This window comes from Chondrinema litorale (assembly GCF_026250525.1).
GTDB lineage: Bacteria > Bacteroidota > Bacteroidia > Cytophagales > Flammeovirgaceae > Chondrinema > Chondrinema litorale.
The window spans coordinates 367054-393241 of the sequence record NZ_CP111044.1 but is presented as its reverse complement, the minus strand read 5'-3'; the positions used below and the strand labels follow the sequence as shown (position 1 = coordinate 393241).

The following is a 26188-nucleotide window of genomic DNA, read 5'->3' as shown; positions in this document are numbered from 1 at the left end:
TCTTTCTTTACCAAGAAATTATAGAACCATCTCTAAAGATTTACTTATCTGATGGGATGGTTTTAAAATTAAGAATTTCTTTTTTTATGAGCATTTACAAAAACATATAATTGGTTATTTATTGAAAGATTGTTATTAACCAAAGTGTATTTAAACACTATACCTAAGAACAACACCTTAGGTATAGTGTTTAAAAATAGTATTTTAATTAACTTCCACAGTTCCACCACAAGATTGGTTGGCACTATAAAATTTAATCCTTTTAGCATTTGTATTACCTTCAAAACTATAATACAAATCCTCTTTGCAATCCATAGTAGTACTACCAGATGGACTAATTGAACTAAAGCTTCCAGCTACAGAACCTGCAGAAATATAAATTGTCGATTTCGTGTTGTTTTTAACTTGTACTTTAGATTTCGCTGCTGCCTCATCTGCCATTCTATTATTGGCAAGAATTCTTTTGTATTCTTCAGAATTTCGCCAATCTATTGTCTGTTGGGTAATGCTCTTGCTCATTAACTCTGCCTTTTCCTTTTGATTATTCATAAAGCTTTTATTAACAGGATCTTTTATCCATTTAGCATATACCTCATTTTGCTTCTTACTTGCAGCATCTAAATACGCCTGTAATTTTTCTTGAGGTTGAAGCTCAGCCATCTTTTTTGGAGATTTGGTATTTAGCTTCATCATTCTGAGCATGGTCATAGGTTTTTCTTCAAATTCAAGTACTGCTTGTAAATCATAATTGTCTTTATCTTGCCAATTACTTATAATGTAGATACGACCATCTAAGAAAACCAGCCTGTTTCCATCTGCATGCCTGTTTACTCGTTGTACATAGCCAAGTTCTTCTTGCATCTCTTTATTACCCTCGTAAAATCTTTCAATATAAGTAACAGGAAAAGCTTCATTGTCGGGTAAAAACATTAGAGTGGTTTGGCTATCACGTCTTTCTGGATTACCTCCCCTAATAAAATAGACTTCTTTATGCACTCCGGGTTGTATTTTGTAATCTTCTTTGGCTTTTATAACATAATCAAGGTTTTCCATACCACCCTTGTAATTGCCGTTTTCTTTATGGGTAAGATAGGCAGTATAGTTTCCTTCTTTTATTGTATTGAGTTCTTCTGTCTGACTTTTAATGTCCTGTGCTTTAATTAGATTACACACAAAACAAAATATTACTAAAATGTATGTTTTTGTTTTCATATAAATGGAAATTATTAATATTGAAGTTTTAGATAAGAGTTAGGTTTTTTTCAAATCCTAGCGTAATTCATACATAGACTACTTATTCGGGAAAGCTAATTTTTCTTATGGTTTTGTTTGTGGTGAGATATAAGTTATAACCTGTATTGTCTATTTGTACGCCATGGACTGCTGAAAAACTAGCAACGCTTGCATCACCATCACTTTCTACATAGCCTCCTCCTGCAATAGTGGTAACTTCTCCTGTAGCAGATACTTTTTTTAATTTACGGTTCATCATATCTGTTAGGTAGATATTATCCTGTTGATCAATTGTTAATTGGTATGGATAGTTAAATTGTGCATTGGTACCATTGCCATCCAAATCTCCTTGTGTGCTACCAGCAATAGTAGTTACTACACCGGATGGCGTTATTTTACGAATCTTATGGTTTCCATAGTCTACTACAATTAAGTCTCCATTAGAATCAAAATCTATATCTGTAGGTTGAGTAAAAGAAGCGTTAATTCCGGTACCATCGTTATCACCTGACGAGCCTCCACCAGCAAATGTGCTTACCACTCCAGAAGGAGTAATTTTACGAATCTTGTTATTATCTCTATCGGCTACATATAAATCACCATTAGCAGCCAATGCCATTCCTGATGGATTAAAGAATTGTGCAATAGAAGAAGTTCCGTCCGCAAAACCAGCCTTACCTCTCTGTCCTGCAAAAATGGTAATGTCATAACCGTTTAGTGTAGTTTTTGGAGTAAGCTTGAAGATAACTTCTTGAACCCAATCTGAAACATAATAATTTCCATCGTTATCTTGAATTACATCCTGAGGGTTTTTAATTAATGAACCCATAGCTCCTGCATGGAAAGAAGCCTCTCCTGAAAGAGTAACAGTACGGGTCATTTGATTTTCTCTATCTGCAACTATTAAATCACCATTATTATTCAGAATTAGACCCTGTGGCATAAAGAACTTTGCCCCAGCTCCTTTTCCATTTAGATAGCCACTAGTACTACCTGCCAACGTGGATACCATAATCCCTGTAAGAGGTATGTCGTCTACATCGGTAACGTTTATGGTAATATCTAATTCATCAGTAGCACCTTCTGTATCAGTTACAACTACTGTGAGTGTATGCGAAGTCTTTGTCTCAAAATCCAACGATTTTCCTGACTGTAACTCTAACCTTCCACTTGCTTTTATTTCAAATAAATCGTCAGTGTCATTTTTCAAACTAAAAGACAACTGGTCGCCATCCTCATCGGTTGCTGTAAAATTGCCGATGTCTTCGGTTTCTCCAGTATCTTCTGGAGCAGTAAGGGTTGTAATTAAGTTACTATCAAAAGTTGGCGCATCATTTACATCTGTAATAGTTATGGTTATTGTTCCTCTTTTACTTAATTTTCCGTCACCCACGGTAACATCAACAGTATAACTATCCTTTTTTTCATAGTTTAGTACGCCTTGATGGTCATTTATGTCGATAGTCTTGATTTGATTTCCAGATAATTTAAAAGTAGAAAGGGCAGGGTTGGTCTCTTGTCCACTTGACCAAAAATAAACTAAATCATCGCCATCAGGGTCAGAGGCTATCACCGTTCCAACAGTACTACCCAAAGGACTATTTTCGGCAATAGTGAAAGATTGGGCATCGATTACAGGTTTCCCATTTTCTGCTACATCTTGTACATTAACAGTAATGTTTGCCGCCGTTGAAAGTTCTCCATCACTTACCTCAACAATTAAATCATGCTTGGTTTTTTTCTCATAATCCAATTGTTTACCATCAACTAATTTTAGTTCGCCATTCTTATTTATTTCAAACAAGATGTCGTCAAGCGATAACTGACCTGATCCTGTACCAGCTGACAAGGATTGGGAACTGTTTTGTGTAATTTCAAAATTTGATATGTCATCATCAATATCATCGGCAACAAGTTTACCGATTATAACAGAATCTGCTATATCCTCAGACGCATCAAAACTTTGGTCTTTTATCGTTGGAGCATTGTTAATTTGTGGTTCAGGCTCATCATCTTTTTGACAAGAGAAGAATAGTGTTAAGCCTAAGCTAAATAAAGCGATTGACTTAATAATTGGCTTTTTCATTATTTTGTAATTAAAGTTAACATATGCACCCAATGAGATGCCTATCAATTTTCTGACAAAATAACAGCGGCAAATTGGCTAAATTTCAGATTCTTATTTACCATTTCGGTAAGCAAGGAATACAAAATCAGACAGAAGCAAAAAGGCCATTTTATTAAGTGTATATAACTGATTTACAGTGACTTAAAACTTATTGTAATAAGGCATTTTCCATTTCAGCCATTCCACATTAGAAACCGGACGCTTACGATAACTTGTTAATCGTCTTGTATAGCTCTACCAAATCTTTCTTTATATAATTGATTCAAATAGATACCATTGCTTAGACCAACAGAAAGCGCTAACTCTTGCAGAGAAGTAAATTTATTATTCTCAACAATTTCTCTCACATGCAATAACTTTAACTCACGAATGAATTGGATTGGACTTAGTCCAGTTTCCTTTTTTAAATTTCGGTGAAGCGTTCTTTCAGAAACTTTTAATTCATCTGACAATTGAGCCACACCAAAATATGCATTGTGTATATTTTTTAATACTAATGCTTTGGATTCAATTACAAGTTTATTTTCTTGATCAAGAGGTTCGGTTGTGTCTGTCTTTTTACGATATTGCTGTGCGGAAGTATAGTTTCTAATGCAATTGTTCAACCTCAATAATAACTCTTCTTCCATAAAGGGTTTATTTAGGTAATCATCAACACCAAGTCTTAGCATCTTTAGTTTACTTTTTACATCCAACCTTGCAGTAATCATAATAATAGGTAACCTATCACCTTTTTCTTTTAAAATTTTCACAAACTCTTCTCCATCCATTTCTGGCATCATAAAGTCGGTTATTATAGCATCAATAGGTGTATTATTATTTAGGACGGCAAGAGCTTCATTTCCATTACTTGATTCGATTATGGTATATTCATTTAAAATTGTTTTTAGATAATATCTCATTTCGGTATTATCTTCTACTAACAATATGGTTTTATCTTTAATAGTTGGAGATTTCTTTAAAGGAAGAGTAACTACTTCAAGTGGTTCAGGTATATTTTGGATAGGATTTACTTTGTTAAAGTCCATTTGAACTACCAAACCGTTTGGGGTATTTGGGTAAGCTTTCACTTTACCACCATGTAGCTTTATGATTTCTTGAACAAAAGCCAATCCAATGCCACTACCATTCGCTTTGTTAATATGATTATGAGATTGATAGAATCGCTCAAAAATGGAAGTTAATTCATCTAATGGTACCCCAATACCATTATCTGTAACAATAAGGGAGACCAAACTGTCCTCCATGTTTACTTTGATATCCACCTGACCACCCTTTTCGGTATATTTAAATGCGTTTGAAAGAACATTACTTAACACTCTTTCCAAATAGATAACATCAGCCTCTACCATTAGATCACGATGAAATAGACTCAAACTTAAATTGATGCCTTTTTCTTCAAACAACGGTTGAAATTCGAGAAATCCTTTTTGGGCAATTTGATTAACAGATATGTTTTTTTTGTCCAATACTAATGTTTCGGCTTCCATTTTAGCAATGTCTCTTATATTATATAGAAGACCTTCCAGCTTGTCTATTTGATAGTTTAATTTGTGAATTTCTGGGAAATGTTCTTTTCTCCTATCCATTTTTTTTGCTAATAAACCAGCTTGCCCTTTAATAAGGGTTATTGGGGTGCCCATCTCATGGGCAATATTTACAAAAAAGTGATTTTGAAAATTATTTAGTGATTGCAATTCTTTGTTTTTCACGTCCAGAATTTGCTTCATCTGTTGGTTTTTTAAAAGCTGTTTTGCCAATTTTTTCTCATTTCGCTCATTTACGTTTTTAAAAAAGTTGATAATTAGGAAAATACCTGCGAACAGAAACAGCACATTCAAATAACCAAAATACTGTTCAGGATAAATATTTAGATAATAATTGGGAACGTAAAAGGCAATGATAGACAAAATGAGTAAACCATAATGAATGTATCTTTTGTCAAAGAAAAATAATGAGAATAGTGGTATAACTAAATACTGATATTCTCCATAATATCCTTTAAATGCGTAATTGCAATGAAAGAAAAGATTAGAGAAAACCGTAACAGTAAATAGAATTCTAGAAAACTTGAAATATCCTAATCGTTGGAGGTAAATAATCGAACCGAAGAAAATGCCCTCAAGGATTAAGGTTATTAATTTAGCCTGATCTAGGCTATTGGTATAATAGTCAAAATAAAGGAAGAAAATGGCGTGTATTAAAGCAACATATGCTGTTACATTAAGTACTTTTATTCTTTTTATTTCTTTAGAAGAAAGTCCCTTTTTTACTCCAACCAAAATCATCTTCTTAACTATTGACTCCATTGATAAATAACAATTTTTATTTAATTACAAGGGGCAAAGATAAGCCTATGTTTGATATAACCGGATTTACCATTTAAGCCAATACTTTTAGATATCAGTCAAAAATGAACTAATGCGTACTAAATAAATACTGGAGATCATCGGCTTGAGCGTGGAACCTGTTTTTTTAAAAGAAATAAGGAATTAACAGATCAAAATGAATGGACATTTAATTGGGATATTGACACAGTAAAAAATGTGGGGCACAACTATGAGAAAATGTCTATAAATGCAATTAATTGGATGAAAACAAACCCGAATATTGGCTGGTAAGCATTTAGGTGAAAGTTATAAGGCACTATAGACATCAAACAAAAGTTGATATCGAGCTGAAAAGTTAGGTAGTAAATTACCAACTGCTCATTTAGACTAGTTGTGCTTCTAGAGAATTTTGCTTCGGTATTTAGATTTTCAGCAAATTGAAAATGCTGTTGCGGGGTTTGATTTGTTTCATTACATTAGTACTGCTTAAAAAGGATATGGACACATCGCATATCTGATAGTTAAAGACCATTGGGTAAACCATAAAATATGAATATAAAACCTCTTATTCTAACACTAATAATTTTTGCATGTTCATCTAATAACAAACAAAACACACTCGTAAAAGAAGAGCCTGAGTTGAAGACTGAACAAAGTAGTGAACTAGGAATAAACAATGATCTCAAAAGCACCAACACAGAACCCAATGACTGGGAAGCGCACCAAGATTCTTTAAGAATAGAACTTGTAAAATCTAAATCCAACAATTTTTTAATAGGTAGTTTTTTGGAGGAATTATACATCAGGAATTTGGTTTCAGTTTCATCTGCATATAATTATTGATCTTGACCACCCCCAATTATCAAGCAGACCACTAGCAATTATGATATTGACCACCCCTTTAGCGCTTTGAGAGCGGTGGTCAAAAAAGCTATAATTATCAAACTGACCACTCAATATCAGGGTGGTCAAGATGATAATAATTATGATGCTGACCACCCCATTATCCCCGTCCTTCCGTGCTTTGTTTGCGGTAGCAACCAAACTACCGCAAGATATGGCAGGAAAGATATTGAACATGAACAAGTTAAAACAGATCATCAGGTTACGGGAACAGGGCATGGGTATCCAGACGATATCCAAGGGTCTTGGTGTCTCCCGTAACACGATAAAAAAATACCTGGCCCTGATCAAGGGCTCTGGCCATGATACAAAGACACTACTGGAGAAAGATGAGGTTGAACTGGAGGCCCTACTGGTATCCCCTCCACCAGATGAAGAAGAGCGTAAGCTCAATCTGGAAGCGATGAGACCCTATATCGAGAAGGAACTTCCCAGGACCGGAGTGAGCCGCTGGCTGCTCTGGACGGAATATATGCAGAAAAACCCCGGTGGTTACAGCTACTCCCATTTCTGCAACCACATCCGAAGTTGGAAGGCAGGCAAGGATGCCACCATGCACCTGGAACATTCCCCTGGTGACAAGATGTTCATCGACTTCACGGGGAAGAAGCTACACTGGGTGGACAGGGAAACGGGGGAACTGCACGAGGTAGAGGTCTATGTGGCCATACTTGGCTATAGCCAGTTGACCTTTGTCAAAGCGGTCCCCTCACAAAAAAAGGAAGACTTCATCGGTGCCACACAGGATGCCCTCCATTATTTCGGTGGTGTACCACGGTTACTCGTACCTGATAATCTCAAGGCAGCCGTACACAAAGCCAGTAAATATGAGGCAGACCTCAATACTGACTTTGCCGATATGGCCAACCACTATGGTACGGCCGTACTCCCGACAAGGAGTTACCGCCCACGTGACAAGGCATTGGTGGAGAACGCCGTCCGTATTGCCTATTCCCGCATCTATGCCCCATTGCGTGACAACACCTTCCATTCCCTACAGGAACTCAATTTGGCCATATCACAGCTCTTGGAACAGCACAATGATATGCACTTCCAAAAAGAGGCCATCAGCCGAAGGGAAAGGTTCAAAAAAGAGGAGAAGGAAAAACTGGGGCCACTGCCGATATCCCGTTATGAGTTGAAGCTTTTCAAGTACTGCACCGTGATGAAGAACGCCCATGTATCCCTGTTGGAGGACAAGCATTACTATAGTGTACCCTATCGCTTCATCGCCAAGAAGGTCAAACTGGTGTACTCCGCTTCCCAGGTCTCGGTCTACTATAAAGGGGAACGTATCGCCTTCCATCGTAGGGATATGCGTTGCCATGTCTACACCACCGTCAAGGAGCATATGCCCTCCACCCATCGCTTTGTATCTGAATGGAACCCACAAAAGTTCCTTTCATGGGCAGCGGGCATCCACCCCGATGTCAAGGATTTTATAACGGCTGTGATGGAAAGGAAACGCCATCCAGAGCAGGCCTACCGCAGCTGTGTGGGCATCCTGTCATTTGATAAAAAAGTGGGCAGGGAACGGTTCCTTGCAGCCATAAGACGGGCTGCCGACTTTGGTGCCTATGATTACAGGACCGTGGACCGTATCCTGAAAAGTGGACTGGAAAAATTGCCCAAGGAAAACAATGGACAGCAAACACTGCCCTTCCATGATAATATCAGGGGCAGCAAAGATTACAGATAACTATTTTTTAACCCTAAATAATAAATGAACATGGATACTACGGTATTGAAAAAATTGTCGCAGATGCGCTTTTATGGCATGCAACATGCCTACAAAGCACTACTGGAAAACGGTAAACAGGATGCATTGACCAATGATGAGATGATCGCTCTATTGGTACAGGCCGAATGGGAGGACAGGGAGAACCGCAAGATAGGGCGCTATCTAAAGTCTGCCAAGTTCCGTTATCCGGCCAGTGTGGAGGAACTCGACCTCACTGCACAACGTGGCCTTGACAGGACATTGATGTTGCGCCTTGCCGACTGCACTTTCGTTCAACGGAAGGAAAATGTACTCATTACAGGACCTACCGGGGCAGGTAAAAGTTACATCGCCTCTGCATTGGGGCATCAGGCCTGTATGTCAGGCCACAGGGCACTGTATTTCAATGCACAGAAGATGTTCCCCCAACTCAATATGTCCAAGGCAGATGGCACCTATCTCAAGCAGTTGGCCAGGATAGAAAAACATGAACTGCTTATCATAGACGATTTTGGCTTACAGCCCCTAGATGCCAACTCAAGGATGATGCTATTGGAGGTCCTAGAAGATAGGCATGGAGTGAAATCTACCATTATGGCCTCTCAGTTGCCAGTGGCAAGTTGGTATGATGTCATAGGGGATAGCACGATTGCGGACGCTATTTTAGATAGATTGCTCAATTCTTCCCATAGGATAGAACTCAAGGGGGAATCCATGAGGAAGGTCAAAGTAAAATGATTTGGTTACATTTGTAGGAACAGCCATCAAAAAGTATGGATAGGTACAGGGAAAAGTAAGGGGTGGTCAAGATGATAATTCCGGTGGTCAGCATCATAATTATATGCATCATCTAATGAACTTACGTTTAACCTTCCATTTGATTTACACGGATTTGATTGTGGTGCATCAGATTGCTATTCAACAGATTTAAGCTTTAGTTTTCCACATAACAATGAGCTTGAGTTTCCCAATGAACTTAGTTTTACAATTCATGAGCATGGTTGTAAGGAGCCTGAATTTAGAAAAGAAGGAACATATGAACTTGTAGAACAAGAGAAAAACTATGTGAACTACTATTCAACCGAACATAAAAGTAATTTGGTAATTATTGGAGACGACGTAGATGCTTCTGCACCATATCGGTCTACCACAATGACTTCAAGAGAATATGAAAGGTTTATAAAGAATTGAAGGATGTTTTAAAAAATAATAAAATCCCTATAACTTGATAAAAGAATATGAAAGAGAGCTTTCAGAAGCGGATAAGAAAGTATTAAGGAAAGAAATTGAAGTAACTCAATCATTCTTTCCTAAAACAAAAAAGTCTGTCCTGATTAAGATTTTTATTTTGATCGGATTTGTGGTTGCCATTTACACTTTCCCAAGCTTATGGTTAATTATTCCATTATCTATTGTGTCTTTTTTCATGGTATGGATTCTAATATCGGAAGTCAAGGATTTAATTTATTTGCCAGGATTTCTCAAAGAAAAAGAAGCGATAATTGAAACTGGAATTACTTTAGTTCGAGAAATAAATATTGATCGATATATCAAAATTAAGAGCTACAATGACGAAGGAGATCATTATATCATTGAATGCGAAGGAAAATTGATAATGATCGGTGGACAGGAATTCGATGGAGTACGAAAACTTACTAACAAAATTGAGTATATAGACTTGTTGGATTCAAGCCAGACAAGATATTACAATACTAGAGTTGTTAAACATGGCAAAAAACTTCAACCTTATTATGTATTTACAGGTAAGCTTCCAGAAGATTTAATGAATTCACAGTTTTGGGATAACTTAACAGAACAAGAACCATTCGATGGAAAACTTGAGGATTTGGATCAATACATGAAAAAATAAAAGATACTAACTTACCACATAAATAAAGATAAATGAATGAGAGAGCTTGGATTGCCTTTTTAATCTTTTTAGTGATATCTGTCCTTAATGGATATTTACCATATAAAAATGGAAAAAAGAAACAAGGCATACTCATTGGCGGGTTTTTGGCAGTATTAGCATTAGTTGGTCTAGACTCCGAATTTGGTGTTTTTTTCTTTCCCTTTTTTACTTTATTTACAATCTTATTTTCAATAGTTCATGTTCCGTATTGGTTGTTTAAAATGTATGGGAGTGAAAAGATCGGACGGATTGTTTCAAGTATTTTGCTTGTTGGTGTTATTTTTCTATTATTAAGTCCTTGGATCGAAGATTGGATGTTTACTAAATCAGATGCAAAAAATTTGTTGAGTGGACATGGAATATACTTAAATGATGATTTTGAACTAATTGAAAACGAAGCAGGAGGACTCAGAGATTATTATCATATTTTCAAACTTCGGGTTTCTGAAAACGATTATACTAGATTAGTTAACGATATTCAAAAAAGTCCTAATTATCTTGGGTTTAAAGATTGGCGAGAGGTTTATAAGATACTGAACACTCATATAGATACCGTTCAATTTGAAAATGAATACGATTACACAAAAGAAATAAGGTCTAATACTCGACTTGACGATGGCACTTTCCATTTTGTAATTAAGATTAGTAAAGAGGATAAAACTTTAGAGTATATCGGCTCAAATGAATAGTAATACAGTGTTACCCACTAAATTTTGCTAAGGAAGTAATCACCTCCTTTATCTCCTCCACAAACCTCCATCCCACTAAAATTTTTTGACTTTCTGAAAAAAAAGCTTGTGAAAATTTGAGAAACCGAAAGGTTGCGTATATATTCGCAATCGAATGGTTTCATTTTAAAAAATACTGAAATGAGAAGAGATGTTTTTCAAGCAATTGCAGACCCAACAAGGCGAGCCATAATTGGTTTAATAGCATTACAGGCAATGACACCAAATGCTATTGCTGATAACTTCAATACATCAAGACAAGCAGTATCTAAGCATTTACGGATTCTGTCGGAGTGTGAACTGGTAAGCCAAGAGCAACAGGGGCGCGAGATTTATTACCAACTTGAAGTAGAAAAGCTGAAAGAAATTGATCAATGGTTAGCGCAATATCGCAAGATTTGGGAGACAAGATTCAATCAATTAGATGACATATTATCAACAATGAAAAAAAATAAAAAATGAACAGTTTACTATTTGATTTTACGGTTGACAAAGCCGCCAAAACAGTATTTATAACCAGAGAGTTTAATGCTGAGCTTCCACTTGTTTGGGAGGCATTTACAAATAAAGAAATCCTTGATCAGTGGTGGGCTCCCAAGCCTTTTATTTCCAAAACCAAATTGATGGACTTTAAAGAGGGAGGCCGAAGATTCTATGTAATGTTGAGCCCAGAAGGAGAGGAGCTAGGTTGGCAAATACAAGACTATACATCTATAAGCCCAAAAACCAACTTTAAATTTTTTAATGTTTTTGCAGACAAAGACGAAACGCCTCATCTACCTGGCTCAAATTGGGATTTGAATTTCAGTGAACATAATGGAGTAACCTCGGTGAGCATAACAATCTATAACGATTCTCTGGAGCGCATGGAAAGAATGATTGAAATGGGCTTCAAAGAAGGTTTCACACAGACTTTAGACGCATTAGAAACATTATTAGAAAAATAAAAAAGATGGCAAAAGCAATTAAAAAAAGCGAAGCCCAAAAGCTGTTGGCAGTTGTTGGTATGCTTTCATTTTCTATATTTCAGTTACATGCGCAGTCGATTAAACCTGTTGAAAGTGGCTATGCTCCCGTTAATGGAATTAAAGTGTATTACGAAGTATATGGTGAGCCTACAAGTGAGCCTATAATTTTATTGCACGGTGCCTTTTACACCATAGAGATGAACTGGGCTGAGTTAATTCCAGAACTGGCTAAGTTTAGAAAAGTAATTGCCATTGAAATGCAAGGGCACGGGCATTCACCTCACTCAGACAGAAAATTAGACATTGCTACCTTAGCAAATGATGTGGAAGAAGTAATGAATTACTTAAAGATCGATAGTGCTGATGTAGCAGGCTATAGTATGGGTGGCTCTGTGGCATATCAGTTTGCTGTACAAAGTCCTGAGCGTTTAAAAAAATTGGTTATCATTTCCTCTACTTACAAAACTGAGGGTTGGCTGCCAATCGTGAACAATGCTTTTGAAGATTTTAAGCCTGAATATTTTGATAACACCCCGCTACAAACAGCATACAATACAGCGGCACCTGATAAAACCAAATGGAGAAAGTTTTTAAAGGTGATGTTTGATTTTGCCAAAGAACCATTTAACTGTGGAGACGACAACATCGCAAAAATTACCGCCCCAGTATTAATCATTGCAGGCGATAATGATGGAGTTGATAAAGTTGAATTGATGAAAACATATCAACTATTGGGTGGAGGTGTTACTGCAGATATACAACCCATGCCCAAATCTCAATTGGCAATTGTTCCTTCTCAAAGTCATGTAAGTGTAATGATGCAAACAGAAACAATTTTAAGTTACCTAAAAGGATTTCTAAATTGATATCTAAAAATGCCTTGCGGCAAAAAAAGTTTACACAGGAATTAGGTTAAACAATAGTTTTGTATGTTGACAAAAGTTGTACTTTTTCAATAACGATAATACTGCATTTTCTCTAAATCAATCTCTTTTTTCCTTTTCTTTCTTAGTTCCCAGTCTACTTTTTTCCAACGTTTCTTCACTTTTAAATCATGCTGGTGAACTTGTTCTGGTGTTTTAAAATCAAGACCGGGTGCCGGGCACTCCAATGTAATCGGCATTCATTGTAAACCCATATAATTTGAGCTAGTTGCTGCTTACCAGACGATAAATCCATTATTCCTCTACCTTCTAAAAATTCATTTTTAATCGTATTGTTCATCCGTTCTGCCAAGGCGTTGTCATATGGATTACCACTTTGAGTCATACTAACTTTGACTTTGTGCTTTTTTAATAGCTTGATATATGCTTTGCTGCAATATTGAATACCTTGCAGGCGCCCCCGATCAGAATGATGAATCAATTCTCGTTCTGGATATTTCCTGTTTTTTATAGCCATCTTCAAGGCCTCTAATGGCCCTTCTAAGCCTAAATCATTTCGTATTGACCATCCAACTATTTTTTTTGAGTATGCATCTGTAATCAAACTCAAATAACTAAAGTCATGATTACTTCTCACATAGGTCTACGCGACGCGGTAATATCACTAACCCAAACTTGCTCTGATTCTGTTACTTTTACATCTTTTACTAAATTTTTATAAATCCGAAAACCATGGCCAGAATAGGTAGTTTTAGCTATTTTTCTTCTATGAGGCTTTAGTAAACCATGTTTTTTGAGTAAACCCCTCAGCTTTTTTTCTCCAAGTTTGATCTTATGACTCTGTAAAAAATCTTGTAATTGATGGTGCAATTTTACGCATCCAATTCGTGGTTGTAACTGCCGGATTTTTTCTATTTCCTCTAAGACTAACTCTCCCTTAAATTCACTCTTTTCTGTGCGGTTTTCTGCTTTGTAATAAGCCTGTCGCTGTTTTCCTAAGATATTACAAACTCTACCAACACCTGATAAAGGATATTCACGAATTATTTCAGCTGACGTCGAATACCAGAATTTTTTGCGGCTGCAAGCTTTATACCAACTCCTAATTCTCTTTCTGCTATTTCTACCATCTTTTTCCACACTTTCGATTCCAGTTCAGCATCTTGCAATTTGCCCTGTAACAATTTTAGTTCTGCTTCCAGTTGCTTTACTTTGGCTTTATCACTTTTTAAGTTGGGCTGTTTCATCGGTGCAAAAGTTTTTTCTAACTGAAAATAGTAATTCCTATTTAATTGTCGTAATTTATTCATAGAAATTTTATACCAGCTCATCACTTTTGCCGCCGAAAACATTCCTAACCGATATGATAATACTGCGGATTCTAAACTTAATGGACTTAATTTTGACTTTCCGGGGATAAATAATTTACGGTTCATCGTCTTTAATTTTTATCCTGTGTACCCCTATTTTGCCCTAAGTCACAAAAAATCATAAATGATATTATGTTAAGTAATAAGGTTTTTACGGAGATTATAGCTTGCTATTTAGACATGATAATAATGTTTAAGCATCAAATTCTGCATAGTAAATTGTCCTTTTTACTTTGGCTTCATCTGATTTATATTCATCAGTATCCTCCATGTTTTGAAATATTTCTTGTATAATGTATAACTCAAGAAAATAATCAAAACCCGGGCATTTAGATTCAGCAATTTCTTTAATATTAAGCTCTGATTCGACTTCAGTAAGTGCTAAAACAATAGCTTCAGAATTACTCTCAAACTTGCCAACTATTCTTTTAGCAAAAACTTGATATATCAATTCTTCAGCTTCTCCGTACTGATTACAATTCAATATTGCCTCTTTCAATGTCATAGTATTCCCATTTGGTCAACCTATTTAATAGGTAATTTTACTTTAATTCATCAGATCCATTCTTCCATATTATAAGCATGATTATCAGTTAGGATTAAGTTGTAATAACTTTTCTAGTTGGCAGCAGCTGAAACTTTCATAAACCAATAAACACCTTATTTACGATATATCAATACTTGCAAATTTTACAATTGTATCGCTCTAAAGGCTTTTGCTTTCTCAACAATTTCCTCTGATGTAGATTCGTCAGTTAAACCATCACTCTCTGGGTAAAATATTAAATCACTTATTCTAGGATGAGGAAGATTTCTATCCAACAACTCAAGATAAAAAGTCGTGTTTTCATCGCCATTTCGAATTCTATTAACGACCTCTATGAGTTCTTCCTTGGTTATATCTTCAATTTTTTCTGGCAGTGGCTGTGAAGCTTCTCTAGCAAAATCCTCTATGCTCTGTGAATTCCAATAGGTTTGGAAATATTCTCGATCATAATTTCTTTGAGTTATTTTATTGAATCTTATAATGAAATTTTCAGTAGACTTTCCAGAATCAATATTGATTTCAATTTCCTTGATCAGACCGAGGATTCTTGAAATTCGATCTTCTGTTGCAGTTGGTAATAGTTTATTCCTTAAATGCATACTTCATTTTGTTTCAAAAGCCTCAATATTTGTAAGAATGTATTCCTTTAAATATTCGTCCATTGATTTGTTCATGTCGTTTTCATAGTAAGAAGTTGTCTAAAATAAAAAATAACAAATTAATCTAGTTGATTTATATATAATTTGGCATAATTACTAAAAATGGATTATTTGTTTTGTTAACTACTTTTCAAAATTCTACTTCCCTCAAATGATAGCTTTTTTTTCGAACTCGAAAATATAAGATTACAGGTCTTTTTGAGGAAAAGAATAATATTTTGGTTAAAAGCATTTTTACAGTATAACTACTTTAGACAACTTCTAAGACTTATCGAATTTATCATAGTCACCTTTTACTTGTTCAAATTCCTTCGTTGCAAACGTACAAATTTTCTTAAAAGCATTTGCTAGTTCATTTCTGTCTATTGTTTCTATGGCATTAATAATTTCTGTATCATATTGATTCCCATAATTACTGAAGAACTGGTAAATACCTCCATTAAGGACTTGCATATCTAAAATTGAAACATAGTATAAGGTTCTTTCTTCAATTGATTTTTTATCTAATTGTGATTTTAAATCATTATTACCATTTGTAAAGGTTAAGGCAATATTCGTAAAAGCTCGATTTGTTAATTCATATGCTTTTAGACTATCCGCAATTTCTTTATTTATGGGTTCTATTTTATACATCAGTTAGTTTGAAATAGTGTTTAATGTAAATAGTAAAACTTATGTTGAAATTAATAACCTCACTATTTAGCCATTTTGCATAATATCCAAATAAGTTATTTTCATCTAAATTGTTTTGGTTTCTGTTTTTTACTAGCATTTTGTGCAATTTCTAGTATCCTCTTTTGCCTTGTCTCAGGTCTTTTTGCTGAGATGACCCAGTGCAATAAAATCTTTTTAGCTGACTTACTTAAGCTATCAAAGAATTCTTTTGCGTCTTCGTAATTTACCAATTCTTTATCTAAATCTTCTGGAACAATAAGTGCTTCAACTTCATCTAACATTGACCAAGAACCATTCTGTTTGGCAATTTCTATACTATCGAAGCCTGATTTCGTCATTCGGTTGTTTTTAATGAGGTTGGCTACTTTTTCCTTATTTATTTTTGACCATGTACTATTTGGTTTCCTTCTGGTGAAATATTGCATGTAACTCTTTTCATCAATCGTCTTTCTTGTACTGTCTATCCAACCAAAACATAAAGCTTCATCTACCGCTTCGCTCCAGCTTATGGAAGCAATTTTCGTAGATGACTTAAATTGAACAAGCCAAACAGACTGTTTTGACTGATGATTTTTCTCCAGCCAATTGCGCCAGTCTGTTTGGCTTTGAGGATAAAATGTTTCTATATCCTTATCCATTTTGTTGTGCTAACCATTTTAAGATTGCCTTGTTGGTTTCCTCTGGTTTTTCTTGCTGAATCCAATGGCCACAGTCTAAACTCACTTCTTCAACATTGGGCACAAATGCAGATAATCCTTCAAACTTTGGTATCACATCCTGATTTCCATAGATCATAAGTGTTGGTTGTTGGATGATGGGGTTTGCATTCGCCAATAATTGCCAGTTGCGATCAAGATTCCTGTACCAATTTATACTTCCTGTAAAGCCTGTTGATTCGAAAGATGAGACGAAAACAGCAAGTTCATTTTCACTCATAACAGGCTCACCCTGTGCTTCTTTTGCTTTGGCGAGATTGATCATAGCCATGCCTGGTTCAGGTATGTTTTGGGGAATGTTCTTACGGAATATATTGCGAAGGAATTGTGGAGCATTTTCATCTAGAATGGCATCTGCCACTCCCGGTTGTCGGTTAAAGTGAACAAAATAGTAATCGCCACCAAATATTTCTTCCATCCACTCGATCCAAGGTCTTTCTCCGCGTACTTGGTAAGGTACAGCCAAGGCAATAATTCTCTTTACACGGGTTGGATGTAACAGTGTTAACCACCAAGTAACCATCGCTCCCCAATCATGTCCTACAAAGGTAGCCTCCTTGTATCCGTAATAATCGAGCAGTGCGATAAGATCTCCAGCTAAGTGCTCAATGTCATAGTCAGTAACTTTTATCGGACGAGATGAATTACCATAACCCCGTTGGTTTGGGACAATCACATGGTAACCTGCTTCTACAAAAGCTGGCACTTGATAACGCCAAGAAAAGGCATGCTCTGGCCAACCATGACATAATACAATCGGTTTTCCTGCATTTTGTCGACCTGCTTCAAAGACTTCTAGTTCTACACCATTGACCGAAATTGTAGTAGGCTTTGGAAATCCTGTTTCAGCAAGAATTGAGTTCAAAACGTTTGTCATTTTTATGTTTGATGCAAACGTATGACTGACGTTAGACAGCCTTATGTCAAGGGTAGTAAGAATTATTGGTATTTGTCAAAATAGTCTTGTAAAGTCAATTTGTGAGGCTCAAAATTTTCTGATAGAATTTCCATGCTTTGAATTCTGTCTGGCCGAAAAAATCTAAATTCTTTTCGCAAGCGGCACCAAGCAATTAGATACCAATTTTCGGCACTCAAAATGGCAAATGGTTCGATAATTCTGTCTGTAGTGGAACCTTCTTTATTGATATACTTTATTTTGACCAGCTTGTAGTTGGTAAGCGCGTTTTGTAGCTCAGACAAATTACTGCTGCTTCTTTCCTGATTAAGTGCCTCTTTATATTGCGTTCTATCTGTTAATAGATTGGCTTTGTCTTGAATAGTATATCTTAGAATGGACTTAATTTTATCAATAGCCTCTGAATAATCTTGTACAAATGAGGCATCCTTGCTTCTCAAAACGAGCTGTTCTGCCAGTATCAAGGCGTTTACTTGTTTTTCAGTAAACATGATTGGTGGAATTCTATAACCTTCCATTAAGGTGTAGCCCTTTCCTTCTTCAGTTAAAATGGGAACACCCGCTTTTTCAAGTGCTTTTATATCCCGATAAATCGTTCGAGTGCTCACACCAAATTTATCAGCAAGACTTGCTGCTGTCAACCTTCTTTTGGACTGTAACTGTGTTAAAATCGCAGTCAGTCTCGAAATCCTTTTAACATCGTCTCCTTCCATTCAGCAATTGTTGAATTTTGTTTGTATTGGATTGTAATGCTAAGATAAAAACTATGCAGTTTTAACAGCAAAAAAGTATCTTCATGGTACGATTAATTTCAGTAATGAAAAGCCCTTCAGTAAGTCTTATCCCAACATTCTTTTACGATTTGTTAACTACCTTTTATTTTTATTACTTCATTCAAGTGTTTTTTCGATCTATCCCCTTCCGTCCAAATTTTAATTTCCTGACTTGCCTCATTGTATATATAACTTACACTGCTTAAGTCAATATAAAAATCATCAAAAGTCTTCGATATTATTTTTTGCTGAAGGGGCAGTAAAGAATATTTGTGATAAATATCGACCTTTATCCCCCCAGGTTCCAGAGAATTGCTGAGTGAACCAATTTCTAATCTCAGATTGTTAGAAATTTTATATTGCCTGTCCGACCACAATTGTTCATATCCTAATCCGAAGCCTATAACTCCTATTGTTCCCAAAAGCAGCCCGAGTAACATTGGAATTAATCCAGTTACCATAAACAAATACCTAATAAGTTTTCCCTTTATCCTCTTTACTTGCCAAAATAGATGACAACAACTCAAATAGAAAACCGCAAGTATTATTTCATTTATAATTCTCATTGTACATACAATACACATCAACTGACCAAGAAGAAAGATGAGTACAACAAATCCCGATATTCCCAAAGTTACTTTTTGTGCTTTAGGTTTTTCTTTTAAAACCTGAAACATTAAATAATTGAATACAGGAGATAAAATGATTGCAATCCAATTAATTATCAGTCCCATAGTTTCAAGTATAGTGCAGAGCTGTTAAGATAGTAATATACTTACTTCTACCCGCCAAATTTAACCAAAACCATCTAATAAGCCATTCAATTGCTTTTTATGAATTAACTTGTTCTAAGGTAACTAATTGATTATCAAAGATTATTATCTCTATGATAAACATCGCTATTCCTTATAAAGATACCTGAATTGAAAGCAAGTAATGGACTTAATGAAAGCCTGTTCAATAAGTTGGTGATACTCTTTGAACAAGCCTACAAAATCTTTTTGTTGAGATGCTAGTTAGGAAGATAAATGCAGTTAGCCCGAGATAAAGTAGAATAGTTATTAAATCCCATTTACCGGGTTTATCAAAATAGAAAATTGGTTTGTTCATATGTTATAAACGAAAACCTTTGCGATTTGGGGTAATTATACCAAAGGCTTGTCTATGTTTTTTTAAGTAAGAAAGCTCCCCCTTTTTTCTTTATAATTTAAGATTTCATCAATGGCCTTAGGTAGTCAGCAATCATTTTTAAATAACCTGCTAACACAAACTGAAAGAAAATGTAGAGTAGAAAACCTATCCACGTAGCTTTGAAAAGTTTTCGGTATACAATCAAGTCAAATAAGAAAATTAAAAGGAAGGGAATGAAAAAGATAACTACTAGATCATTAAACATCTTAACTTCTAGAAAATTAAAAAATCGAAGTATACCTGCTCCACTTAGAACAATGATGCTCATTAGGTAATATCTTTTATGGTAATGTGGGTTGTATCTATACATAAAACCAAGAACAGTAAAGATTACTCCCAATAATAACAATGCTAACTCACCTCCCATAAAAGCAAATGGAGCCGGCTCAAAAGATAGAGGTTTTCTCAGCAAGACTACATAAATGCCTGTTATAAATACTAATAAAATAATTGGTACTGATGTATTGCCAAGCTTCCTATGTAACTCTTTCTTTTTAATGACTATTAATAAAACCTGAAGAAAGAAGAGGAAATACCAGATACCTCCTAATGTTCCGTGAATTATAGCTCTAAGTGGAATCTCTCCTCCATTGGAAATTATATTTGTTGATGAATATCCAAAACCCAATAAAGCTGTAGTTAAATAATAAATAGCCATAACCGAAAAGAAATAATGGTCAGCCTTTTTTGAAGGAATTATGTTTTTCATACTCTATTATTTAAAAAATTTTAGATTGAAAATCTATTGTGATTAGTTTTAAAAAGTCTTTTAAAGTTTCATAATTCGTCCAATCAGACCCTGCCAAAACCAGCTAATCCACCATTTAACTGATTATTCAAAAAAAAAATAGCCAATACGAATAAGCTGGCATTTTGTATCAAAACCTGTTTTCTATTTATCCCAAAACCATTTATCTCTCTCTAATTTAAGGATTAAATGTGAATTCGTTTCTTCTTGTTCCCATTTTACATCCCAAATAAATTCTGCGGTATATCCTTTTAAGCTAGATTTTTTAATCTTTACTCTGTTCCATTTATTATTATGGATTTCATGAAACTTTCTAATAATCTGACAACTGGGTACACTTAAATTTACCAATCTTTTTTAAATCAATTGACCTGAAGCATCTTTATATTCTCCTCCAAAAACTAGTGAGGCAGGTTGCAACTCAATCTAGAATTTAAAATCAATGATATCTAGCTCGATTGCTATTAATTTTATACAATGCCTGAGCTACCCGCCGTATGGGGCGAAGCGGAATATAGCGGGTATAGCTATGTCATTCGAGTTTTTTTATTCCTTCAATTCAAGTTCCTCTATCTTTATTTTAATAGAATTCTCTTCGAATATACCTTTGTAAAAGAGTAATTTTTCATAATATTTTAGTTCAAAAATTGGCTCATCGTTGTTTTTCTTATGAAAGAATTTTAAAATATCGGAATTTGTAAAGCCAAGTTGATTTTTTAATTCTTTGATTTTATTAGGGTTCCCCCTGATATCTTCGATAAAATATAATTTCAAATAAAATTTTTTTCCTCTTTTTTGCTCCTTTATTTTTTGTATTTCAAGCTCTATAGAAGGATTTAGGCAATAAGAGACTTCTCCATTTTCTTTATCAATAAAAACAGGTGCTTGCCCAACCAGTCCTATTGAATTTTCATAGATTGAAAGATCTTCATCACTTAAATTCTCAAAAATTTGGTTGTCTGTAAGATTGGCGTCTTTCAAGGATTTTATTTTTTTTAATACCTCATCTATCTTAGGATGAAAAACTCCTTCTTGATCAAATGTGAATATCCAGCCATATTCAAATTCTATAGCTGGCTCATATACCATTTTCCTAATGTTTTCTTCATTTCTATTTAAGAATTCTAAAACCTTATTTTTGGCTTCTGAATATTTCATTGTTATGCTAATAATTTAATTTCTTTTTTTCTTTATAACTCATCTCGGATATCGCATAGCTATGATTAGTGGGAATTAGAAAGAACCAACCTCTCGTCTCGCACATAACCTCGACTTGATTTAAATTTAAAACTTGTGGCGGACTTTCTAATCTCCACAAAACTTCCTGACCGATTAAATCCCATTCATTCAAAGCATTTGTCAGCCACATTTAACGTATTCCCCATTGTTTCAGGATTTGATCGGCTTGCATTTTCGTAATATTACCAATTGGTACTTGATCACTTTTTTGTATCCACCTCACCAAGTAGCTATTGTTAAAAATAAGAGTATTTATTAGCTCGTGGTTTTCCAGTTTTGTGGTAGCAACTCATTTATTTTGTTGATGGGATGCTCTGGAAGTCTTTCAAATATATCTTGCAGATACTCGTATGGATTGATTTGATGTAATTTACAACTGCCTAATATGCTGTACATCATAGCTGCTCTTTGTGCTGATTCATGTGACCCAGCAAACAAATAGTTTTTTCTGCCAATAGCCACTGGTCGAATATTATTTTCGATCAAGTTGTTACGGTTGCCGCGCAATCTATTTCTAACCTGCCGTCATTGAGATATACATACAGCTTATTATATCTTCCTGCCAGATAATGCATGGCTTTACCAATGATAGATTTGGGCAATACCTTAGGATACTCATCCACAATCCATTGTCCCAATATATCCATGATTGGACGAGATTTTTCTTGCCTAAGCTCATATCGCTGTAAAGCATCTAGTTTGTTTTCTCTTGCTTCACGTTCAACAGCATACAATTGCTGGAATAATAGCAAGGCATGCCTGGCTCTGGATTCATTGTTATCTAAAGCTTTTTCAAAGTAGCGGCGCACAGGTGCCTGGCCGGCACCCGGATGCATCCAACAAGGATGATGTTCATCCCTTCTTCTTCAAGGAGTTGATCATAGACTTTGTACCCATCTGTTTGGATATAGCCTTCATAACCTTGTAGCATATTGACTGGACCTTCTCTAGATCTGCCTTTTTGGTAATCAAACAATACAACTTGTTGCTCTGGAGAATAGTACACCCACAGGAGTGCCTGCCAGTAGTAACCTCGGTGAGTCTTTCCTTTTTTGGTATCATCTAACACCTTAATTGGGCTTTCATCAACTTGCAGGTAATTATTATTCAATACCTCAAACCTCAATGCCTCATATAAAGGGTCTAGTAACTGGCAAGCTGGCTTTAACCAGTTACCTAAAGTACTAGGAGCAATCTTTATCCCTAACTGGTTAAACCTTTTTTGTTGTCTGTAAAATGGTAGGTGGTGACAAAATTTATCCACCAGAATATGGGCTAGTAGTCCTGGGCCTGGGATACCCTTGTCAATTGGTCTGGCTGGTAGGTTGGCTATATAAAACTCTTCTTCTTTACTCACATAACGAGGTCTGATGTAGCGACGAACAAATACCTTAGCAGGTGTCATGTCTAACTCCTCAGTAATTTCTTCTCCAATCTTGCGCATGTGAGTGGTATCCACTTCAGGTTCTAACACTACCTCTTTGCGAGGTAAATGTGCTGGTAATGGCTGGCGAGATGAGCCTTGGGGCAGCTTTTCACCTTGAGTAGCCCTTTGATAACTAATGGTTTGTTTGACTTTGGCAGGTGTTTCAGCAGAAACATTTTCATCTAATGGCAAAGTGAGCTGCTTACTATTGGTATCACTAGGAATGAATCGTTCTCGCTTGCTACCGTAGATCAAACGCTTTAATTCTGATAGCTCAGCTTTAAGTGATTCAACCTGCTCCAAGAGTTGTTTTTTCTCTTCTATTAATGCAGCATTTTGCTCTAATAAAGTAGTATCTCCTGTTCCTGTCATAACTCTAAAATACTACTCAATAGTCAGTTAGACAATGATTTTAGCAACTATTCTAGTGGTTTTTCATAGCGTTTTCTACGTCTTGTAACTGCCACTTCCAAGCCATCAAGTAGCAAAGAAAACTCACTATAACTCAGGTAAATAGAAGAGGATTTACCTGTTAGTAATTTAAACGTACCGGGTGCCGGCCACCTGATTCTAACCGCTTGTAGTAAAGAATAAAACCACTGGGTTCCCACCGGGGTGCCGGCCAAACAAGCACCTTTAAACGATCAAGTCGTTTGCCTAAGAATATAAAGGCATCTCCTGAATAGATTTTTTGTCCCATATAGTTTTCTACCAAACCACTCAATCCATCGAAGCCCTTGCGCATATCCGCCGGTTGATCACACAGAAAGAAGCGTTGTTGGGAGTTTAATCCGAACATAGCTTCAAGACTTGGTGTAAATAAGTAGGTGATACTGCTTTTGAAAAACGGAGGATGATGCCATTGGGGAATTCTATTTCTACGCCTTGAAGTATTGGCTTTTCATAGTTTACAGGAATAAACTTTGCTGATTTTTCTTTTGGAGTTGACTCAGACTTTCGCTTGCGATATCGAGATACCCAGTAAGGTAAGATATGAAGTGGTAAATTATGTTGTAGACTATATGCTTTTTGAGTCAAGCCACTAGCCAACCAGTCTTCCACTACTGGAAACATTTCTTTAGAGGTATGCATAATTACTTTTTCAGCTAAATAAGGCAATGAGACTTAAATATAATAGGCTGGTTTATTGGGGGGATACAATTGTAGGGTTATGTATTGCTATTTTATTTATACTTTTTGATTTTTTTCATCTGAAAAAGAAACTAAAACAATGTAAAAATACAAGGGCTATACGTTTTACAGTGCTTATTGTAATTGCCGTTTTTGTTTCTGTAATACATTATATGTTAGAAAAAGTAATAGACGTAATTTAAACAAAATCGTAGATGAAAATAGAATTACTAATGAAGATTCACGGTGTTGTGAGAAAGATAATATCACACTGCTAAAACATCGGTATTATGATTTGATAGTTAAATGTCTTTTGAGAATGAAATTGAAGGTGCATTGTTTAACAAAACTTTGAATGATAACTTAAAAAAAAATGGCAAGCAAGAAGAATATATACTTTTTTAGACCATTCCTACCGCAAATTGACACCTCAAAGCTGTTCATAATAACTGATGAGAAAGGAAAATTACGTGTTCAAAATAAAAATATAAACTGTTTATTCAGCAACCTTGATTGCGAGCGTTTTGACAAAATATATAACGACTTTAACCGACACCTTAATCTGGATTTTGAACCATTACATCTTAACGGTAAGACTTACACACTCAATGCCGTCAACTTAAGCTGATAAAAGATTGTTATCTTTAAGTAATCGGTTTAAAAGATGGAAACATATGCTACTTTTTTTTTGAGCTACTTAAATCTGAACTTTTTAGTGTTGACTTTCAAAAGCAACATAGTATGAAGTCACAAGATTTTATTCGGCAACGACTATTGGGATTCTCACAGATAGCCGCTATTTTAATCAATCGGGTTGTAAAGAACCTCAGTATTGAAGTGAGTAATTTTTTTAACACCATTGGCAGTTATTCGACTTGCAGTAAACAAGCTTTCAGTAAAGCCCGCAAAAAGTTGAAGCATACTGCCTTTATAGCTCTGAATCGAAAGTATGTACAGGGATTTTATCAAACATCTTTGAGCAGTCTCTATCAAAACACTTATTATGTTTTTGCTGTGGATGGGAGTCTATGCCAACTTCCAACTTCACCGGCTATAGTAAAACATTTTGGCCTTTGGAAGAATCATACTGATACGGGTATGCCCATGGGTAGGTCTTGTGTAGTATATGATGTGCTCAATCATGTAGTAATTCAAGGAGCATTAGCGAGGAATTCAGAAAGTGAGCAAAACTTATTTCGGGTCATTTATCACCAAATTTCTGAGTACCTGCCTCAGCTCAGACCCAAAGTTATTTGGCTTATGGATAGAGCTTATCCATCTTATGACCTATGTAAAACCATAGAAATGAACGGTGGTAGTTTCCTGATTCGTTGCAAGCGAAATTTTTGTAAGGAGGTAGCGCAATTTGCAGCTTCTGATAAACTAGAAGCTCGGGTGATTTTATCAGCAAAGGTTTGGTACACAAAAAAAGGTGTGAAAAAAGAAAGCATACATACTCAACCTTTAACCATAAGAGTTGTAAAAATTCCACTTTCTGGAGGTGAAATAGAATATTTGATAACCAATCTTGAGCTACCTGCCACAGAGCTTAAAATACTTTATAGTATGCGCTGGGGAATAGAAACTTATTACGATTACTTAAAGCATACACTAGAATTGGAAAACTTTTCCAGCAAGACTGCAGAAGGCATATTACAAGATTATCATGCCAGTTTACTTACCAGTAACTTAATCCAACTATTAATAACAGAAGCACAGCAAGAACTTGATGCACTAAAAGGAAAAAAAGGTAATAAATATCACTATCAAATAAACAAGGTAGTAGCCACAGGTATCTTAAGGGGAGAACTGATTAAGTTATTGTTTACTCAAAAAGATATAGCTTACCGATTAAGTCAACTCAAAGAGCAGATAAAAAGAAGTAAAAATGCTGTAGTACCCAATCGCTCCTTCAAAAGACATAAGTTCAAAAGAAGTAGGAGAAAGTTTCATCTTAATAAGAAAAAAGCACTATAATGACTTAAGTTGAC

General features: G+C 35.5%; 31 protein-coding genes. 10 read left to right on the top strand and 21 right to left on the bottom strand.

The annotated features are described in order from the left end of the window. Positions 1-204: 204 nt before the first annotated feature. The 3 genes from OQ292_RS21940 to OQ292_RS21930 form a co-directional block, all read right to left on the bottom strand. Positions 205-1212 carry a hypothetical protein gene (locus OQ292_RS21940; protein WP_284686094.1) on the bottom strand — a complete coding sequence of 336 codons (1008 nt, stop codon included), beginning with the start codon at positions 1210-1212 and terminating at the stop codon, positions 205-207. 82 nt (positions 1213-1294) lie between these two features. After that, complete coding sequence (locus OQ292_RS21935; protein ID WP_284686093.1) at positions 1295-3319, bottom strand: cadherin domain-containing protein; 2025 nt, start codon at positions 3317-3319, stop codon at positions 1295-1297. Positions 3320-3576: 257 nt separating this feature from the next. Continuing rightward, positions 3577-5670, bottom strand: a complete 2094-nt coding sequence (locus OQ292_RS21930) for a response regulator (RefSeq protein WP_284686092.1) — start codon at positions 5668-5670, stop codon at positions 3577-3579. A 570-nt stretch (positions 5671-6240) separates the two neighbouring features. Between OQ292_RS21930 and OQ292_RS21925 the strand changes: the two genes are divergently transcribed. The 9 genes from OQ292_RS21925 to OQ292_RS21885 all read left to right on the top strand — a co-directional run bounded on the left by OQ292_RS21925 (position 6241) and on the right by OQ292_RS21885 (position 12788). Next, positions 6241-6534: a hypothetical protein gene (locus OQ292_RS21925; protein WP_284686091.1), complete on the top strand. Its 294-nt coding sequence runs from the start codon at positions 6241-6243 to the stop codon at positions 6532-6534. Positions 6535-6676: 142 nt separating this feature from the next. Then, a complete protein-coding gene (gene istA, locus OQ292_RS21920) occupies positions 6677-8293 on the top strand; it encodes an IS21 family transposase (protein ID WP_284685752.1) in 1617 nt (538 codons plus the stop codon). A gap of 30 nt (positions 8294-8323) precedes the next feature. Continuing rightward, positions 8324-9052, top strand: coding sequence for an IS21-like element helper ATPase IstB (gene istB, locus OQ292_RS21915; RefSeq protein ID WP_284685753.1), 729 nt, complete (start codon positions 8324-8326; stop codon positions 9050-9052). Between the two features lie 327 nt (positions 9053-9379). After that, on the top strand, positions 9380-9505 hold the full coding sequence (locus OQ292_RS21910; protein WP_284686090.1) for a hypothetical protein: 126 nt from the start codon (positions 9380-9382) through the stop codon (positions 9503-9505). 34 nt (positions 9506-9539) lie between these two features. Beyond that, positions 9540-10184, top strand: a complete 645-nt coding sequence (locus tag OQ292_RS21905) for a hypothetical protein (RefSeq protein WP_284686089.1) — start codon at positions 9540-9542, stop codon at positions 10182-10184. A gap of 32 nt (positions 10185-10216) precedes the next feature. Next, on the top strand, positions 10217-10915 hold the full coding sequence (locus tag OQ292_RS21900) for a hypothetical protein (protein WP_284686088.1): 699 nt from the start codon (positions 10217-10219) through the stop codon (positions 10913-10915). A 180-nt stretch (positions 10916-11095) separates the two neighbouring features. After that, positions 11096-11416 (top strand): ArsR/SmtB family transcription factor, encoded by a 321-nt coding sequence (locus OQ292_RS21895; protein ID WP_284686087.1) that lies wholly within the window; start codon positions 11096-11098, stop codon positions 11414-11416. Continuing rightward, positions 11413-11901, top strand: a complete 489-nt coding sequence (locus OQ292_RS21890; RefSeq protein WP_284686086.1) for an SRPBCC family protein — start codon at positions 11413-11415, stop codon at positions 11899-11901. The genes OQ292_RS21895 and OQ292_RS21890 overlap by 4 nt, the downstream gene beginning before the upstream one ends. A 5-nt stretch (positions 11902-11906) precedes the next feature. Further along, the gene (locus tag OQ292_RS21885; RefSeq protein WP_284686085.1) at positions 11907-12788 is read left to right on the top strand and encodes an alpha/beta fold hydrolase; all 882 of its coding nucleotides are present in this window, start codon (positions 11907-11909) and stop codon (positions 12786-12788) included. A 181-nt stretch (positions 12789-12969) separates the two neighbouring features. Here OQ292_RS21885 and OQ292_RS21880 read toward each other — a convergent pair whose 3' ends face one another. The 18 genes from OQ292_RS21880 to tnpA form a co-directional block, all read right to left on the bottom strand. Beyond that, positions 12970-13410: a DDE-type integrase/transposase/recombinase gene (locus tag OQ292_RS21880; RefSeq protein WP_348970633.1), complete on the bottom strand. Its 441-nt coding sequence runs from the start codon at positions 13408-13410 to the stop codon at positions 12970-12972. Between the two features lie 29 nt (positions 13411-13439). Next, complete coding sequence (locus tag OQ292_RS21875) at positions 13440-13946, bottom strand: hypothetical protein (protein WP_284686083.1); 507 nt, start codon at positions 13944-13946, stop codon at positions 13440-13442. Further along, complete coding sequence (locus tag OQ292_RS21870) at positions 13850-14242, bottom strand: hypothetical protein (protein ID WP_284686082.1); 393 nt, start codon at positions 14240-14242, stop codon at positions 13850-13852. The genes OQ292_RS21875 and OQ292_RS21870 overlap by 97 nt, the downstream gene beginning before the upstream one ends. Before the next feature lie 127 nt (positions 14243-14369). Further along, a complete protein-coding gene (locus OQ292_RS21865; protein ID WP_284686081.1) occupies positions 14370-14681 on the bottom strand; it encodes a DUF7716 domain-containing protein in 312 nt (103 codons plus the stop codon). 185 nt (positions 14682-14866) lie between these two features. Then, complete coding sequence (locus tag OQ292_RS21860; RefSeq protein ID WP_284686080.1) at positions 14867-15322, bottom strand: bacteriocin immunity protein; 456 nt, start codon at positions 15320-15322, stop codon at positions 14867-14869. A gap of 321 nt (positions 15323-15643) precedes the next feature. Further along, positions 15644-16015, bottom strand: coding sequence for a DMP19 family protein (locus tag OQ292_RS21855; protein ID WP_284686079.1), 372 nt, complete (start codon positions 16013-16015; stop codon positions 15644-15646). A 101-nt stretch (positions 16016-16116) separates the two neighbouring features. After that, the gene (locus OQ292_RS21850; RefSeq protein ID WP_284686078.1) at positions 16117-16695 is read right to left on the bottom strand and encodes a YdeI/OmpD-associated family protein; all 579 of its coding nucleotides are present in this window, start codon (positions 16693-16695) and stop codon (positions 16117-16119) included. Further along, entirely contained in the window at positions 16688-17650 is a 963-nt protein-coding gene (locus tag OQ292_RS21845) for an alpha/beta fold hydrolase (protein ID WP_284686077.1), read from the bottom strand. The genes OQ292_RS21850 and OQ292_RS21845 overlap by 8 nt, the downstream gene beginning before the upstream one ends. Before the next feature lie 62 nt (positions 17651-17712). Beyond that, positions 17713-18402: a helix-turn-helix transcriptional regulator gene (locus tag OQ292_RS21840; protein ID WP_284686076.1), complete on the bottom strand. Its 690-nt coding sequence runs from the start codon at positions 18400-18402 to the stop codon at positions 17713-17715. A gap of 152 nt (positions 18403-18554) precedes the next feature. Continuing rightward, entirely contained in the window at positions 18555-19196 is a 642-nt protein-coding gene (locus OQ292_RS21835; RefSeq protein WP_284686075.1) for a hypothetical protein, read from the bottom strand. A 473-nt stretch (positions 19197-19669) separates the two neighbouring features. Next, a complete protein-coding gene (locus OQ292_RS21830) occupies positions 19670-20362 on the bottom strand; it encodes a hypothetical protein (protein WP_284686074.1) in 693 nt (230 codons plus the stop codon). A 585-nt stretch (positions 20363-20947) separates the two neighbouring features. Continuing rightward, positions 20948-21559, bottom strand: a complete 612-nt coding sequence (locus tag OQ292_RS21825) for a hypothetical protein (RefSeq protein WP_284686073.1) — start codon at positions 21557-21559, stop codon at positions 20948-20950. 336 nt (positions 21560-21895) lie between these two features. Continuing rightward, on the bottom strand, positions 21896-22126 hold the full coding sequence (locus tag OQ292_RS21820) for a transposase domain-containing protein (RefSeq protein ID WP_284686072.1): 231 nt from the start codon (positions 22124-22126) through the stop codon (positions 21896-21898). After that, on the bottom strand, positions 22123-22449 hold the full coding sequence (locus OQ292_RS21815; protein ID WP_284686071.1) for an IS66 family transposase: 327 nt from the start codon (positions 22447-22449) through the stop codon (positions 22123-22125). The genes OQ292_RS21820 and OQ292_RS21815 overlap by 4 nt, the downstream gene beginning before the upstream one ends. Further along, positions 22422-23438: an IS66 family transposase gene (tnpC, locus tag OQ292_RS21810; RefSeq protein ID WP_284686070.1), complete on the bottom strand. Its 1017-nt coding sequence runs from the start codon at positions 23436-23438 to the stop codon at positions 22422-22424. Before tnpC ends, OQ292_RS21815 begins: the two co-directional genes overlap by 28 nt. 47 nt (positions 23439-23485) lie before the next feature. Continuing rightward, positions 23486-23692, bottom strand: coding sequence for a hypothetical protein (locus OQ292_RS21805; RefSeq protein WP_284686069.1), 207 nt, complete (start codon positions 23690-23692; stop codon positions 23486-23488). Then, positions 23599-23811 (bottom strand): IS66 family insertion sequence element accessory protein TnpB, encoded by a 213-nt coding sequence (tnpB, locus tag OQ292_RS41130; protein WP_431733781.1) that lies wholly within the window; start codon positions 23809-23811, stop codon positions 23599-23601. The genes OQ292_RS21805 and tnpB overlap by 94 nt, the downstream gene beginning before the upstream one ends. Positions 23812-23852: 41 nt before the next feature. After that, positions 23853-24158: an IS66 family insertion sequence element accessory protein TnpA gene (gene tnpA, locus OQ292_RS21800; protein WP_284686068.1), complete on the bottom strand. Its 306-nt coding sequence runs from the start codon at positions 24156-24158 to the stop codon at positions 23853-23855. Between the two features lie 690 nt (positions 24159-24848). Here tnpA and OQ292_RS21795 point away from each other — a divergent pair. Next, a complete protein-coding gene (locus OQ292_RS21795; RefSeq protein ID WP_348970642.1) occupies positions 24849-26174 on the top strand; it encodes an IS4 family transposase in 1326 nt (441 codons plus the stop codon). The last annotated feature ends 14 nt before the right edge of the window (positions 26175-26188 follow it).